Origin of the sequence: Flavobacterium sp. NLM, assembly GCF_002210235.1 — a bacterium.
Taxonomy (GTDB): Bacteria; Bacteroidota; Bacteroidia; order Flavobacteriales; family Flavobacteriaceae; genus Flavobacterium; species Flavobacterium panici.
This window is the reverse complement of sequence record NZ_LIAC01000001.1, coordinates 73,046-88,819: the sequence shown is the minus strand read 5'-3', so window position 1 is coordinate 88,819 and position 15,774 is coordinate 73,046. Positions and strand designations below refer to the sequence as shown.

The window sequence follows — 15,774 nt, the reverse complement described above, 5'->3', positions numbered from 1 at the left end:
ATTTTGATATTAAAAATCGTTATTCCTCTGATATATTTTGCAATATTTCTCGTATTGTTTTTAATGCTTCTGTTGAAGTTTCACGAATGATAATTTTATTTTTTTTCTCTTTAATAAGTTGAGTAAATAAATTGTCTTCGGTATTAATATCAACGATTGTTCCGCCATATTTCAATGTGGTTTCTGCAATTGCCATTGGCAGATTTGTTGCTCCAGAAGTGCCAACAATAAATAGAATTCCTGAGTTTTTAGCGATTTTTAAAGAGCTGAATTTTTTATTTGTTTTTTCATCATAATATTCATCAAACCATAAAATGTTTGGTCGCATCCAGCTGCCGCATTCTTTGCATTTCAATAATTCGATATCTTTTTCTGTCAGGTCTTCGTCTATGTCTTTGCCCTCAATTTCAGCTGGTAAATTTTCTATCTCTTTACATCCGTTAGAACATTTGATTTCTCTGGCTTTTCCGTGTATTTCATAGATTCTTTCCGTGCCGGCACGACGGTGTAAATTGTCTATATTTTGAGTTATTAAATGAAATCTGTCTTGCAAAAGGTTTTCAATTGCTACTATTTCATGGTGACTTTGATTTGTCTGGGCATTTTCAAACATCCTTTTTCTAAACAACGAATATTGCCAGACTTCTTCGGGATTTTCCTTGAAATATTTAAACGTTCCAAATTCTTCCGGTTTATGAAATTTAGTTCCTTTTATCCATATGCCATCTACTCCTCTGTATGTTGGTATACCGCTTTCTGCAGAAATTCCTGCACCTGTTAAAAATGTAAATAGATTTCTGTTCTTTTTATGATAAACCTGCCTTATAATTTCGGTAAGCTGTTCTTTCATTTTTTAATTCTCTAAGTAATTACTTTATCTTTTTAAATGTTTTATCCTCTAAACCTAAATCTGATTTGAGTATTAATTCCTTAGGATTTTTAATTTCAAAAATTAACTCTCTGAAAATATCAATTTCTGTTATCTCCCATTTTTTATTCCCTTTTTCCAAAGCTTCTTTAGTTGATTTAATTGGCGGCGAAACAGGATTTTCTAAAATATCCGAAGCAGTTGCCCGAATATTTACTTGCAATGAATTCTCCCCAGCAGGTTCAACTTGTACATTTGCAACAAAAAAACCAGGCTCATAGCCTTCCCTCGCTTGATCAAATAAATCTGTGTTACCGTAAAATAATCCAATTAATGTTTTCTCAACAATTTCTCCTTTTTCATTTGTTTCTTCCCATGCATAACCTTCAAAATCAGCAATACTTTTAATATCTGCTGTTTTCATAACCAAAAGAAGGTTTTCCTTTGGATTATCCGGATCTTTAAATTCATACTCTCCAACGAAATCACTTAACTGATCATTACTGACAGATTGAAATTTATCTTCAACTACTTTTGGAGTTATTTCTTTTGTTTCTTTTATTTCTTTCTTTGGCTCTTTACAGGCGCATAATGAAAGAAACAGAAAGTAAATCATTATTTTAACTTTCATCATTCTTTATCCATTTTTATCCATTCATTAATAGTTCCTTCGCCGCCAATTCCTTTTATAAAAAAATTATCGTCTTCTTTTTTTATTAAATAAGTAGGATCTAATTTTAAACAGCGATCGTCTTCTCTATCATAATACAATTCTAAAATAGTACCATTCTGTATTCCTTTATACTCGCCTTCGCAAACAAAATCTCCTCTAAAAGCTTCATACTTTAAATCAATTTTATTTTTTGTAATGGTAAAATAATAAGTCGTATGACCTTGTCCATCATTAGTATATTCTCCGTCGGCTTCAGCTTTAAATTTACCTTGAAATTCTTCGGCAATTGGTTTAATATCTTTTAATTTATGAGGTAATAATAATTCTGTAAAAAGCTCTATTCCTTCTTTTTGAATATCACTGGTAAAAAGTCTTTTCAAAAAAATCCATTTATTATTTTCATAAACATAAAAATAAGTATAGGCATCTTTTTTTGATTGAAGAAATCCGTCTTTGCTGCGGGTTAATGCTTCTTTAGGCGAAAATTCAACAACAAAGTAATAATCGTTTAAGCTCTTTTTTATAATATCATTTGCCTGTTTTTTCATTAGTTTTGGGTCTTCTTCAGCAGGATTTTCAGGTCTAAAGTGAGCAAAAAAACCATCAGAATTATCAGTATCCCAATAATAACGGATTAACCTTGACTTTCCGACATAGTTGACATTAAACTGTCCTAAATTTTCATCATAAAAATGATAGGCAGGATAAGGTGGTGAAATACCTGGAAAGTCTAAACCATCAATTTTATATTTTTCATCCAAAAAATCGACAGGCGCTGTTGTATAATCTTTATATACCGTTTCTGTAGTTTCATCTTCACTAATTTGATGAGTTTTTACCGCTGTTTTATTGAGAGTTTCTTTTTCCTTTTTACACGAAATAACAGCAATTGAAACAAGAAACAGGCAGAGTATTTTTTTTATCACGTTTTGTTTTTCAGTAAATCTAACAAATTTTATTTATCAATGAAAAGACATTTCATAGGATATTTTTTAATTCTGAAATAATTTTTATCTTGCCAATAACCTAAAACCCGATAACTAAATTGAGCGCCATTAAAACCAAACTAGCCATAATTCTTTTGTCTTCTATTATGCTGCATTCTTGCAAAAAAGAAGACAAAATTCCGAATCAAAAAGTAAACGAGGAAAACACATTACCAAAGATTAAAGAAGATAACGACGAAACAATAAGAACGGTAACTTTATTTTCTTTTAACAATGAGGATAATACTGAAGTAATTAAAATATCTGGCAGCGATGCTGGCGATGAAGATGATTTTTATCTTGGCGGTGCAAAAAATATAATAATAGCTTCAAAGTATAAAAAAAATCTTGAATTGCTTAAAAGTGACACTTTGGTAATAAGTGACTATAATCATATCGTAATCGACCCAAAACATACGTTAAGAAAAAAAATTCAAGGTGTAGATTATTTTCTATTTGCTGTAAAAGAATCTCCTTTAGGCAACGGTGATCCTGGAATATACCTAAGTTTTATTATGCTAAATATAAATAATCTAAAGTTTTATACCTTAAAATATGATGGTGAATATAGTTTAAGATCCGGAGAATTTGTTGATGGTGAATTTACAAAAGATAAAACTCTGGAATCTAACACTGCAGTCTATAATGAATTATATCAATTTGGTGCTAAAAGTAAATGGATTTATAAGCCAACTGAACAAGAAAAAGACATCAATTATTATAAGAATTTTGAACAAAAATGGGATGAAGACAATTATCCTGAAGGAAAAGAAAGTTCTTATCCAACTATTGTAAAAAGTACTTATTATAGTGAAAATTTATTTGAATTTAATGGAGAATATGATAAAGATCGAGTAATTGAAAATGAAGATTTTAAGATTGTTTCTTATTTTCGAAACAACATTATAGGTTATGATAAAAACAAAAAATTATATTTTCCAATTGCTGTAGAATCTTGTCATGTAGGATGTGATAAGGAAATAAAATTTATATCTGAAAATGAGATTAAAATTTCACACGAAACGGATTCTGAACGACCTGATTTTATTAATTTAAGTAAAATTGAATTCGCAAACGAAGAGCTTTAATATCATTTCAAATGCTGCTTATTAATTGAAATAGTATCACAAAAAACATCTGACACTAAATTGCTTTAATGCCAGATGTTCGCGTACAAATCAACCTAATTAAAATCGTTATTTTACCAAATAGGAAACTTTATCTGCTTCGCAAAGCCTGAAATAACCAAAGGCATAATTATTAGCATCTGTAGTGTTTACAATGTTTCCACGGATATTTCCGGGAGGAATTGAAAACGGACTTCCGCCATATATTTCTAAAAGTAAGTTCATATAGTTATAAAAGTTTTTTGAAATACCGCGATGTGTAATATCAACTGTATTTCCTGCTTTCATATCTTCATGATTAAACCTTGTGCTTACTTCATTTCCGTTAAAAAAATCATCATCTGTAAGCTCATATTCCGGATAAATTAGGAATTCACTTTTATAATCCGAAAGATAATAATTCACCTGATCGGCAGGATCTTTATAATAAAAAGTCAGTTCTATAACATCCTCTCCTCCAAAATCAGGAACAACTGCCTGCTCTACTCTATCAATTGGCGTTACAGATGTCAGCTTTTCAGTAGCGGTAAGACTCTGACCTTCTGCTTGTACGTAAAGCGTATAATCTGCATTTAAAACAGGAACAAAATTGGTACACTTATAAACACCCGGTTCTGTTTCATTAAAAGTAAAAACAGTTCCGGTACTATTTTCAACTCTTACCTGCGCTCCCGAAACTTTTGGTGTTGTGTTATTATAATACGGAGCTGTTTTACTGATTTTTATAGTTTGTTCATTACCAGCTGTTCCTTTAAACCATAAAATCTCAGCATCGACTACTATTCTTGTCTGTCCGGTTTCTAAATCAAGATTGACTACATCTTCACAAGATGATAAAAACAGCACGCAAAACAAGCTGAATAAAACTAGTGCTTTACTTTTAAAATTATATTTATTAATCCTTTGCATACTCATTAAAATTTAAAATTATAAGAAATTCCAGGTACGACTCCAAAAATTGAAAGTCTTCTGGTTTCATTCGCTCCCGTGTCTTCATTTGTTGCAAACGTCATAGAAGCTGCATTTTTTCTGTTGTAAACATTATAAAGACTGAATACCCAATAGCTTTGCCATCCTTTCTTTTTATCTGGTTTTGGCGTGTATGTTGCTGCTAAATCTAAATGGTGAAAAAGCGGCAGTCTGTTTTCATTTCGAAGTGAAAAGTTTGGTATATTGATTCCGCCAAATTCATAATAACCATTTGCATACGTTACCGGCTGACCAGACTGCAAAGTGAAATTAGCATTAAATGACCATTTTGGATTGTATTCATAACTTCCTACAATGTTCAAATTATGCAGTTTATCATATCCAGATAAATACCAGTCACCATTTGCAATTCCAGGTTCATCAGGAGTTCTTCCCGGTGTTTTTTGTTCTGCTCTTGATAAAGTGTAGGAAACCCATCCTGTAAAATTTCCTGTATTTTTTCTAAATGATAATTCCATACCATACGATCTGGCTTTACCATTTAAGATAACCTGCTCGATATTGTTATTGGCCAATATATCGGCACCATCAATATAATCAATACGGTTTTGTATTTTCTTATAAAATAATTCTCCTTCAAAAGAATAATCGCCGTCTTTAAAATTCCTGAAATATCCGGCCGCATATTGATCCAGTAATTGTGGTTTTGTAAACGGACCGCTTGGCGTCCAGACACTTGTAGGCAATGGCGATTGTGTATTTGATAAAATATGAATGTACTGCGCCATTCTGTTATAACTTGCTTTTACAGAAGCATCATCACTAAAAGCATATGATAATGCCACACGTGGTTCAAGATTATCAAAACTGCTTATTTTATCTCCTTTTCCATATGTTATAGATCCTGTTGGAGTACCTTCTTCATAAATATGATATAATGGATTAAATACTACTGCTTTTCCATCTGCATAAGTATTAATAGTTTCATCACCTAAACGATAAAACAAACTGTAACGAAGTCCGTAACGAAGGTTTAATTTTGGCGTAATTTGATTTTCAAAATCCACATAAGCAGATGTTTCTAACGAATATTTCTTATCCAGCTGTTTGTAATTAAAGTCCGAATCTAAACTTGTAGGCTGAACTGTTCCGGGATTAAAATTATAATACTGACCGTCGATTCCGTAGTTTAATTTAAACTTATCAGTTACAATATGATTAAAACCATATTTAAGTCCGTACGTTCGAATGTTATTGTTCCAGTCAAAATCTTCCTGCTGTAAACCAAGGTTAAATTTATAATCACTGTAAAAAACAGCTAAATTAGTATTCAGGTTTTCAGAAAATTTATGTTTCCAGCTTAAAATTCCCATTGTGTTTCCATAAGTACTCGAAAAACGATCGTTTATATCAAAAACATCATTTCCAAAATATCCGGAAAAAGCAAGTGTATTATTAGCTCCCAATCTATAATTGAACTTCGCATTGATATCATAAAACATAGCCGAATTATTATTATCTGCCAGTTTTAAAAATAAATGTGCATAAGAGGCACGACCTGCAATAAGAAACGAACCCACATCTTTTTGTATTGGTCCCTGCACTAAAAGTCGGCTTGAGATTAAACCAATTCCTCCGTTAACTTTGTAATTTTCAAAATCTCCGGTTTGCTGCGTTACGTCAAGAACAGAAGATACACGTCCGCCAAATTTAGACGGAATTCCACCTTTATATAAATCCAGTCCGTTTACAACATCGGCATTAAAAATAGAGAAAAATCCAAACATATGTGAGTCGCCGTATACCGGCGCACCATCCAGCAGAATTAAATTTTGATCTGCAGCACCTCCACGAACGTTAAAACCAGAAGAAGCTTCTCCTGCGTTTGTAACTCCAGGCAGTGTTAACAATGATTTTAAAGGATCAGGCTCACCCATTGCAACAGGAATTCGTTTAATTTCTGCCATCGAAAGTTTGTTGACACTCATTTGAGTATTCCTTACATCAACAGCTTTACTATTGGTTACAATTACCTGCTCTAGCTGCTGACTGTCAGATTCCATGTTGAATTTTATTCTTTCATCACCATCAACTGCAATCTGTCTTTCTTTGTTTTTGAAGCCTACATAACTTACAACAAGATTGTAAATACCTTTGTCCACATCTATGCTAAAGGTTCCATTAATATCTGTTGTAACACCCGTAGAAAGTTCTATGATGAAAACATTCGCTCCTATTACGGGCTCTTTGTTTTCATCAAGAACCTGTCCTGTCAGTTTATTTTTTTTTTTAGCCGTTTTTACAGCTTTTTGTTTTACAAAAATATTACTGCCTACAATCGAAAATTGAATCGATGTGTTTTTATTTAATTCATTAATAAGCTGTTTGATATCAATATTAGTATACACGTTTTTTTGCGTAAAATATCTTTGGCTGGTATTAATTTGATCTGTAAAGGCAAATTTAAAATCAGATTGATTTTCAATTTGTTTAAAGAATTCCTTTAATGTTACCGTTTGATCTACAGTTACCGTGACGTTTTGGGAAAAAACTCCCCAACTGAATAAAAAAAAGCACGCTGAAATTATATGCTTCATGAAATTTTGTATTTTTGAATTATTAAATGGAATAGTTTTATACTATCCTGACTATAGGAAGGATGTTTTTAGTTTCGCGGCTAGTGCATCCTTTTCTTTTCTATTGAAAAGTAACTTGTTTTAATTTTTCATTTACTTCATAGTTTAGGTTATACATTTCTGATATTAATTGGATAATCGTATTTAATTCTTCTTTTTTATTGATGCGTACCGTAATTCGCTGGTTCTCGTATTCCTGCGGCATAATTACTTTATATCCGTAATTTGATTCGATATAAGTGCTTACATCTGTTAGCTTTTGATTGTCAAAATCTATAAATCTGTTGAATTCTGTAACAGATGTAGTTTGGTTTCCGTATGTGAATTTTTCGCCCGGTTTTAGGATCCATTTTTCATCCATACCTTTTACATTCATTTGAACACTTCCTTCATAAAGTTCAACCAATACTCCTTTTTGAGTATACCCTTTTACTATAAAAGAAGTTCCTAAAACTGTAGTGGTTGTTTCGTTGCAAAATACCTGAAACGGATGTTTTTTATCCTTGGTTACTTTAAAATAAACTTCTCCCGAAACTTCCACTTTTCTGTTTGCTGCAAAATTACTGGCGTAAGCAATTTTAGAATTCGGACTCAACTCTACTCTTGAACTATCTGGCAAAACAGCCGTTTTTATTATCGAAGTTGTATTTTCAATTACATTTTCGGTAAGTTGAATATTATTCGTTATAGGATCACTTCCGTTAAAGTAAAGTCCGGTTCCTATAAGAACAAAAATCAAAACAGCCGCCGCTGCCGCAAAATAACGCCAGGAATTATTCTTTTTCTTTTTTGGAGAAAATGCCTTTGCCTGGAATTGTTCCCAAGACATCTCTTTTTCATTATCAGAATGTGAAACAGAGATTTCGTCCCATATTTTTTTCAATTCCTCTTCTATTTTCTTTTCGTCCATGTCTTTAGAGCGTTAAAGTTTTTGACAATAAAATCCTTGTTTATTAAAAACACCATACACCATTTCTTTAATCTCTCTGTTCGTTTCGATTTTTAGAATATGATTACTATCATCTACCACAAAATCCATTGAACAATCAGAAATAATAAAACGAAGAAGCACTACAATAAAGCTTGCATCTTCCTTGGTTTTAACATCAGTTTTATAAGACTCAATATGCATTTTTTGTTTCTGTTTATTAGTATAACAAACGAGAACAAAAAAGTTCCTAATCGTTTTCGATTTTTTTTCGAATAAATTTACTGGCGAGGTAAATATGATTGGCAATTGTTTTTTCAGAAAGGTCTGTCATTGCCGCAATCTCCTTATAGCTAAGGTTTTCCAGTTTGTGTAAAGTAAATATTTTTTGCTGCTGCTCCGGAAGTAAATTTATAAAAGCATACAGTTTTTCTTTTCTTTCTTCAAAAATCACATCATCATAATCTTCATTTTCGATTTCAAAATTTGAAGTATCGAGCTGAATTATTTTATTTTCCCTGTTAACGTGATTGATGATAATATTTTTGCAGATAACAAACAGCTGCTTGTCAAACAAAACATCTTCATTAAGTAATTCTCTTTTATTATAAAGTCTTAAAAAAGTTTCCTGTACAAAATCCTGCGGAGTAAGAACCGTAAAATTAAAACGTCTGGCAATACCAATAAGTTTATCGTAGTAATTTAGGTAAGCTTCTTTGAAGGAAGCCTCATTACCTTTTTTTAAACTTAATATAAACTTTTTATTGTCCATAACGTAAATATGATCCTTAGTCTTAACTCCATGTTCAAAATAATATTGTACACGAATTTTTTCTGTAAAGACTGTATTCCTTATTTTATTACTGCAAAGAACAGAAATTTATTCTAAAATTATTTAACAGAAAAAATATAGTTTTAAACAAGAGGTTATGAAAATCAATATTTACTGTTAAAATTATGATAGCTGATACAAACCAGAGAGCTCTCCAGACTTGATTTATATCCCTATATTTGTTTATTAACGATCAATTAAGTCGTTATTTACTAAATACTTATGAAACAAATTTATGCTTTTATTCTGCTTTTTATTTCGTTTCATTGTATTTCTCAAACAACATCTTCTACTGCAGATTATGATTTAAAGAAAAAACGATTATTGATCCAGTTTGGTTCGATGTTTTTGTATGCTAAAAATCAAGGAAAAATTGACGAAGACAGTTCCGTTGTATTAACCTGCAAAGCTTACAAATTACCCGTTTATTTAAGTTATGATGAAGGTTATGATGTTAAGGCCAATTTAATTGGCAATGAGCTTATCGAAAAAGGAAATATCAACGCCTATAAAAAGCTTTTATCTAAATCAAAAAAGGATACTCAAATTAAAATGCTTTTGCAATTGGGTTCTTTCTATCTTTTTAAAACCGGAACAAAATCAAATGACCTTCAAAATGCTTTTACTTATATAAATGAAGCTTTAAAAGAAAGTAATAAACTAAACGATAAAAAATTACAGCAGCAGAGTTTGTTATTACTTGGAAAATATTACGCTCAGTCATCCCGTTTTGCAGAAAGCAAAAGTTGTTTCATTAAAGTTGTAAAGGAATGCCGAAAACAAAATGATTCAAAATCACTTGCAGATGCTTTAGCAAATGAAGCAATGTGTCTGCCAAATTCAGATCCTGAAAAAGAAATCATTTTAAATGAAGCTATAAAACTTTACACGCAGTTAAATCTGGAAGAAAAGAAAATAGGAAACCACATGAGGCTGATAACCGTTCATTACGCGAAAGGAAATATCAAACTTGCCTTAAAAGAATTTTATCAAAGTTTATACGATCAGAGAAAAATAGGTTTTAAGCATACTCATTTTACCGAAGCTACTATTTCATATATAGAACTCTTTCTTTACAATACAAAGAGTGCCTTGTATTATGCTTTAAAAAGTATAAAAACAATGGAAACTATTCATGATTATAACTTTGCAGACATTTTTTACCTGCGTTTTGGAAATGTTTATTTAGCGCTTGGCCATTATGAAGAAGCTCTTGATATCTATAAAAAAAGTGTCGAAATGGGTCATCAAAATATGAACAGCGGCGGTTTTTACAGAAGTTATGTCAGTCTGGTTTTAGCCATGTCATCTAAAGGAAAAAATCAGGAAGCTATTAATTATTTGAATTCAATGACGACAGATTATCCGCCTGTTGATCTTTTTGATAAAATGATTGTGAATAGTACGAAAGCAAATTGTTATGAGCGAATAAATAATTTTGCTGTAGCAGAAAAGTATTTTAAGGAAATGGATCACTATGCCAGTCAATTAGCTGGTCCCGAAACATTAATGGATGTTTTAAATGCTTATTCCTCAATGGCTTCTTTTTATGCCCGCAGACATCAGGTTGAAAAAGCAAAATTGTATGCAGATAAAATTTTAGCGCTGTCAAAAAAATATAAAAGAAATTATAATTCTGAAAACCTCGAAATCTCGCTGTCTATAATCGATTCTGCAAAAGGAAATTATCAATCTGCTTTAAACCATTATAAGAATTATAAAAAGATAAATGACTCTATCAATAATTTTTCAAAAAATAAACAAATCGAAGAACTTATTATTCAATACCAAACCAAAAATAAAGAACAGGAAATAAAGCTTTTAAGTAAACAATCCACATTACAAAAAAGTGAGCTGAAAAAATCAAAGCTTTTAAATACATTATCTATTTGGAGTCTTATTTTACTTCTAATTGTTATTGGTTTATTGTTTAACAGATACCGACTGAAACAGCAAAATAACATTAAACTTGAACTTAAAGAAAAAGAAATAAACCAAAAAAATAAAAATCTGCGGCATTTGCTTGATGAAAAAGAATGGCTTTTAAAAGAAATTCATCATCGGGTAAAAAACAATCTGCAAACTGTTATTAGTCTGCTCAGTTCACAATCGGCTTATTTAGATAATGATATGGCATTGTCGGCAATAAAAAACAGCCAGCACAGAATTCATTCAATGTCCTTAATTCATCAAAAATTATATAATTCTGAAAATATTTCGACGATTAATATGCCAAATTACATTAAAGAATTGGCTGAATATTTAAAGGAATCTTTCAATTTAGGACAAAGAATTCGGTTTGAAATAAAAGCAGATCCGCTGGAATTAGATGTCGCACAGGCCGTTCCGCTTGGGCTTATTTTAAATGAAGCTATAACAAATTCGATAAAATATGCGTTCCCAAATTATGCTGTGGGAATGATTTATATTTCGGTAGAAAAAACAACCGGAAATTATTATTTGCTTACTATCGCTGATAACGGAATTGGTTTTGATGTTGCCATTTCTTCAAAAAGAAAAAACTCGTTTGGAATGAGTTTGATAAAGGGTTTAAGTGATGATTTAGACGCTAAACTTTTAATAGAAAATCAAAATGGAACTACTATAAAAATTGAATTTTTGTCTGAATTTTTAATTGATAAAAAATAAAACCGGATTGAAATATTTTGTTGCAATATGGTTCGTAAACCGGATTGAAATCCGACATTTTTATTATTTTAAACTGGATTGAAATCCAGCCCTACAATATAAATCGAACCTCCGGTTCTTTTTTAAAATTGCGAAGAATTATATTGTAAGAACGGATTTTAATCCGTTAAAAATTTAACCGCCATCGATATGAGTTCCGAAGGAACGGATCATATTGTAGGGCTGGATTTCAATCCAGTTTAAAATAATTGCAAAGCCGGATTTTAATCCGGTTTACGAAACATATTATAAAGCCGGATTTCAATCCGGTTTACACATAATATTATATTACCTCATAAAAGGATAATCTGTATAACCTCTTGCTGTGCCGCCGCCAAATAAAGTATGAGTATCTGAAATTTCATTTAACCTGAAGTTTTCTTTTACTTTAACAGGATAATCGGGATTGGTTAAAAATTTTCTGCCAAAGCCAACTAAATCGACCAAATTTTCCTCAAGTAATTTCTCTGCTTCTTCGGGAGTTTTATTTCCTGTCGCAATAATGGTCTTTTTAAATGTATTTCTGAGTTCTATTCTAAAATCAAGCGGAATTTGAGGCGCATCATCCCAGTCGGCTTCGCAAAGATGAATATACGCAACATCCAGTTTGTTTAATTCAGCCGCCGCAATCATTATGGTTTGCAGAATTTCGGGATCGTTCATGTCCTTAAAGCTGATAAAGGGAGATAATCTTATTCCTGTTTTTTCTTTTCCAATGGCATTTGCTACTTCTTTTGAAATTTCCATCAGTAACCGAATTCTGTTTTCCTGTGTTCCGCCATATTCATCGGTTCTTTTATTGCTGTTACTTCGCAAAAACTGATCGATCAAATAACCATTTGCACCGTGAATTTCAACTCCGTCAAAACCAGCTTCAATTGCATTTTTAGCTCCTTGCACAAATTCTTGAATTACAGTATCGATATCGGTTTTATCCATTGCTCTGGGTTCTTCTACCGGAACAAAAGTCGCATCTCCGTTTACAGCGCCATCAAATACATAAACGCTGGTATTTTGAGCTATTAATGCCGAAGGCGCAATAGGCTGTAATCCGTTGACTTTTGAACTGCTTACTCTGCCAACATGCCATAACTGAAGAAATATTTTACTTCCGTTTTGATGTACGGCATTTGTTATTAATTTCCAGCCTTCTATTTGCTGTTTACTGTAAATTCCGGGCGTGTTTGCATAGCCTTTTCCTTGTAATGAAACCTGAGTGGCTTCTGTAATTATGATACCGGCTGTACTTCGCTGTGCGTAATATTCGGCCATTAAAGCATTTGGAATGTCTCCTGGCTGTGAAGCTCTTGAACGCGTCATGGGAGCCATTAAAAAACGGTTTGCTAATTGATTGCCGCTTAATTCATACGGTTCAAATAATTTATGATAATTCATAGCTTTTCATGATTTTTAATTTTACAACCTATATTTGTAAACTGGATTGAAATCCAGCCCTACAATATGATCCGTTCCTTCGGAACTCATATGGATGGCGGTTAAATTTTTAACGGATTTCAATCCGGTTTACGCATAATTTATACAACCCGATTTTCAATTTGGTTTATTTTAGATTTGTAACGCCGAATTTCAATCCGGCATTACAAATCATCCAATTCATTTTAATTACAATTTTTTTTAAACCTAAAAATTTAGCTGCATTGTGATTCCGGCGAAAAAAATATCTTTCCCTGTTCCCGAAGCTTTTATATAATCTCCCGCATTAAACCACGTGGATTCAAAACGAAAATAAAGATACGGGTTTGGCTGCCAAATTACCTCAGTTTCAAGCTGGTTTCCAATTTTCTTGCTTGTTGTTGTATCTCCCGGATAAATCAAAAAAGTATTTGGCCCATAAATTCCGTCATTGCTGCTGTATCTCCAAAACATATCATAATCGATCACCCAGTCAATATTTTTACTCAGTTCTAAACTTATTCCGGGGTGAAAATCCAGAAGATTTGACGGCCCAATTATAGAGGCTAAACCGAAATATCCACCACGCGGAAACAGCGGATTAAATGTCTGTAATTGATTATCTCCCATTTGTTTATCACCGCTTATAGCTTCGGCCTTAAAACTCAGTTCAGGATGAAACTTTATTTCATTAAAACGATATCCCAAATTGATCGAAGCTGTCCATGCGCTGATATCTTTTGAAGCAAAATCACCAAACTGATACAAAGCTTCTCCATCGTAACGCCAGTTTTCGGTTTTTCCCCAAATTCGGGTTCCTACAGAATGTCGTTCTTCTTTTCCTGCGCCGTCATTAAATGTGGCTTTTGTTCTTTCATATCCAAAATAATAAACATCAATATTTTTGATAACGGGAACTTTATTAATTACAAAATAACTGCCCCAAAACTGTCTTTCGGGAGTTGAATTATCATCAAAAATTCCGTCGTGCGCCACAACAAAATGACTGTAGAAAAAATCAGCCGAAACATTGTTTTTTGAAGTTATCAATTTTACAGCATCAAAAGACTGCCGATTATTTGGCCCGTCTCTCATAGCAACCAAACGCTGTGATCCGTACGTGAGTTCCTGCCTTCCCGCTCTTAAAATAAACTTGTGATTTTTTTCATTTATGAAATTAAAATCGGCGAAAGCCTGATGTACTTCAAGCGGATTTTGATCAACCGGACTTGGGTCAATTCTGCTGTCGGCCAAACTGCTTTGCGTCTGTACAAAAGCCCTGAAAAAATTTCCCGCATGAAAATCTGCATGAAACAAATACCGTGATAAAATATAACCGTCGCTGTCTTGCGGGCCGTCTCCCCAATTTTCATTTTCGGCATAGAAATATTGATATCTAATGCTTCCGCCAAAACTGATATAATTTTCCTTAGATGTTGAAAGCGGTAAAAACTTCATTGTTTTATACCAATTATCAGTTGTGGTATCGCTTTTTAGGAAACTATAATTTTCATCATATCGAAGCGATTTAAAATCAGGATACTGTTGTCCAAAACAGGACAATGAAATCAACAAAATCACTAATAAAATTGTATTTTTCATTGTCCTTATTTTAAAACATTTACAAGTTGTAAACAGCATTATTTTGGGCTGTTTTGTTTGATATCCTTATACGCATTCGGAATATTGAAATTGAAATGAAGCCAGTTAAAAAGTTCATAACCTTTGTCAAACTCTTTCATTTTAACAGCGGTTTTGGTTTCTTCTAAAGTCAGGCCTTTTTTTACCGCATTTTCAACGTTTGTTTTTAATGCTTCGACATAATCAATCGTATATTTTATTCCGGCTTTATTGGTAATTCGTCCGTGTCCCGGAACTACAATATCCTTGTCGCCAATCATATTGTAAATCTTGTTCAGGTTGTTTACAGGTTCTAAAAAATAACCATCAAACAGCCACGGAATTGTCGGACTTTCGGCAATAAAAGGATTTCCTGCCCAAAGTACATTTCCCGCTGGCGATTTTAAATACACAAAAAGATCTGCCGGAGATTGCGCCGTTCCCACGTTTATAATCTCAACAACGTTTCCTTTTCCCATATCAATCTTTAGGTTTTGATTGATAGCGATTGTAATATCTGCCGGACGGTAAACACTTTCTTCAATTCCTCTGCCTTTACCAAAAAGCATAATCATAAATTGTTTGATATTCTCGTAATTTTTAGAAAGGTTTTCTTTGCAGAATTCGTTCTGAATGATAATGGTTTCTTTTGGAAGCAAATAATTTCCAAAACAATGATCGCCATGATCGCTGGTATTTACGGCATAAACAATAGGTTTATCAGTAACGGATCTTATAAGTTTATACAACTGATCGTACAATTTTTTGCTCAGCAAAGTTTCAATTACCAAAACTCCTTTTTCACCCACAATAAAACCTGCCGATGTTGCTTGTGCAATACCTTTTGTTGTTTCGGCTTCAACCGTTTCCGGCGCAACTGAATAAACGTTTTCTGCAATTTTATGAAGTTTTAGAGTTACCGTATTAGCATCCCAAATAGGAACATGATCCGGCATAGGAAATTGTGCGTAAGCTGCTGTATTACTTAAAATAAGCAATATTAGAATTGCAAATCTTAAAATGATTTTTTTAGTTTTCATTATCGATGGTTTATAGAAAATAGCTTAGAATCT

13 protein-coding genes are annotated in these 15,774 nt (G+C 32.4%); 2 read left to right on the top strand and 11 right to left on the bottom strand.

What is annotated here, in order from left to right; translation table 11 throughout:
• Positions 1 to 19: 19 nt before the first annotated feature.
• From APR43_RS00370 to APR43_RS00360, 3 genes are read right to left on the bottom strand one after another with little or no spacing between them, the layout of a single operon-like run.
• Complete coding sequence (locus APR43_RS00370) at positions 20 to 850, bottom strand: SIR2 family NAD-dependent protein deacylase (RefSeq protein ID WP_053470369.1); 831 nt, start codon at positions 848 to 850, stop codon at positions 20 to 22.
• Between the two features lie 19 nt (positions 851 to 869).
• On the bottom strand, positions 870 to 1,502 hold the full coding sequence (locus tag APR43_RS00365) for a hypothetical protein (protein ID WP_053470368.1): 633 nt from the start codon (positions 1,500 to 1,502) through the stop codon (positions 870 to 872).
• Positions 1,499 to 2,467 (bottom strand): hypothetical protein, encoded by a 969-nt coding sequence (locus APR43_RS00360; RefSeq protein ID WP_053470367.1) that lies wholly within the window; start codon positions 2,465 to 2,467, stop codon positions 1,499 to 1,501. The genes APR43_RS00365 and APR43_RS00360 overlap by 4 nt, the downstream gene beginning before the upstream one ends.
• Positions 2,468 to 2,586: 119 nt before the next feature.
• On the opposite strand from APR43_RS00360, the gene APR43_RS00355 reads away from it, so the two are divergent.
• Positions 2,587 to 3,615, top strand: a complete 1,029-nt coding sequence (locus tag APR43_RS00355) for a hypothetical protein (protein ID WP_123924606.1) — start codon at positions 2,587 to 2,589, stop codon at positions 3,613 to 3,615.
• Positions 3,616 to 3,723: 108 nt separating this feature from the next.
• Here APR43_RS00355 and APR43_RS00350 read toward each other — a convergent pair whose 3' ends face one another.
• The 5 genes from APR43_RS00350 to APR43_RS00330 form a co-directional block, all read right to left on the bottom strand.
• Positions 3,724 to 4,563, bottom strand: coding sequence for a DUF4249 domain-containing protein (locus APR43_RS00350; protein ID WP_053470507.1), 840 nt, complete (start codon positions 4,561 to 4,563; stop codon positions 3,724 to 3,726).
• A 5-nt stretch (positions 4,564 to 4,568) separates the two neighbouring features.
• On the bottom strand, positions 4,569 to 7,181 hold the full coding sequence (locus APR43_RS00345; RefSeq protein WP_053470365.1) for a TonB-dependent receptor: 2,613 nt from the start codon (positions 7,179 to 7,181) through the stop codon (positions 4,569 to 4,571).
• Between the two features lie 100 nt (positions 7,182 to 7,281).
• A complete protein-coding gene (locus APR43_RS00340) occupies positions 7,282 to 8,130 on the bottom strand; it encodes a FecR family protein (protein WP_053470364.1) in 849 nt (282 codons plus the stop codon).
• A 12-nt stretch (positions 8,131 to 8,142) separates the two neighbouring features.
• On the bottom strand, positions 8,143 to 8,352 hold the full coding sequence (locus APR43_RS00335) for a hypothetical protein (RefSeq protein WP_053470363.1): 210 nt from the start codon (positions 8,350 to 8,352) through the stop codon (positions 8,143 to 8,145).
• Between the two features lie 46 nt (positions 8,353 to 8,398).
• Positions 8,399 to 8,920, bottom strand: coding sequence for an RNA polymerase sigma factor (locus APR43_RS00330; protein ID WP_053470362.1), 522 nt, complete (start codon positions 8,918 to 8,920; stop codon positions 8,399 to 8,401).
• Positions 8,921 to 9,202: 282 nt separating this feature from the next.
• Here APR43_RS00330 and APR43_RS00325 point away from each other — a divergent pair, with 282 nt between their 5' ends.
• Positions 9,203 to 11,629, top strand: coding sequence for a sensor histidine kinase (locus APR43_RS00325; protein ID WP_053470361.1), 2,427 nt, complete (start codon positions 9,203 to 9,205; stop codon positions 11,627 to 11,629).
• Positions 11,630 to 11,956: 327 nt separating this feature from the next.
• Here the strand turns inward: APR43_RS00325 and APR43_RS00320 are convergent, their stop codons facing one another.
• The 3 genes from APR43_RS00320 to APR43_RS00310 form a co-directional block, all read right to left on the bottom strand.
• Complete coding sequence (locus tag APR43_RS00320) at positions 11,957 to 13,063, bottom strand: alkene reductase (protein WP_053470360.1); 1,107 nt, start codon at positions 13,061 to 13,063, stop codon at positions 11,957 to 11,959.
• Between the two features lie 246 nt (positions 13,064 to 13,309).
• Positions 13,310 to 14,683, bottom strand: a complete 1,374-nt coding sequence (locus tag APR43_RS00315; RefSeq protein WP_053470359.1) for an alginate export family protein — start codon at positions 14,681 to 14,683, stop codon at positions 13,310 to 13,312.
• 38 nt (positions 14,684 to 14,721) lie between these two features.
• The gene (locus APR43_RS00310) at positions 14,722 to 15,741 is read right to left on the bottom strand and encodes an MBL fold metallo-hydrolase (RefSeq protein WP_053470358.1); all 1,020 of its coding nucleotides are present in this window, start codon (positions 15,739 to 15,741) and stop codon (positions 14,722 to 14,724) included.
• Between the last annotated feature and the right edge of the window lie 33 nt (positions 15,742 to 15,774).

Bases quoted from the DNA above. Each gene is read 5' to 3' on its own strand.
- APR43_RS00365 (WP_053470368.1), bottom strand. From the start codon at position 1,502: ATGATGAAAGTTAAAATAATGATTTACTTTCTGTTTCTTTCATTATGC.
- APR43_RS00315 (WP_053470359.1), bottom strand. From the start codon at position 14,683: ATGAAAAATACAATTTTATTAGTGATTTTGTTGATTTCATTGTCCTGT.
- APR43_RS00330 (WP_053470362.1), bottom strand. From the start codon at position 8,920: ATGGACAATAAAAAGTTTATATTAAGTTTAAAAAAAGGTAATGAGGCT.
- APR43_RS00325 (WP_053470361.1), top strand. From the start codon at position 9,203: ATGAAACAAATTTATGCTTTTATTCTGCTTTTTATTTCGTTTCATTGT.
- APR43_RS00350 (WP_053470507.1), bottom strand. From the start codon at position 4,563: ATGCAAAGGATTAATAAATATAATTTTAAAAGTAAAGCACTAGTTTTA.
- APR43_RS00345 (WP_053470365.1), bottom strand. From the start codon at position 7,181: ATGAAGCATATAATTTCAGCGTGCTTTTTTTTATTCAGTTGGGGAGTT.
- APR43_RS00340 (WP_053470364.1), bottom strand. From the start codon at position 8,130: ATGGACGAAAAGAAAATAGAAGAGGAATTGAAAAAAATATGGGACGAA.
- APR43_RS00335 (WP_053470363.1), bottom strand. From the start codon at position 8,352: ATGCATATTGAGTCTTATAAAACTGATGTTAAAACCAAGGAAGATGCA.
- APR43_RS00370 (WP_053470369.1), bottom strand. From the start codon at position 850: ATGAAAGAACAGCTTACCGAAATTATAAGGCAGGTTTATCATAAAAAG.
- APR43_RS00320 (WP_053470360.1), bottom strand. From the start codon at position 13,063: ATGAATTATCATAAATTATTTGAACCGTATGAATTAAGCGGCAATCAA.
- APR43_RS00310 (WP_053470358.1), bottom strand. From the start codon at position 15,741: ATGAAAACTAAAAAAATCATTTTAAGATTTGCAATTCTAATATTGCTT.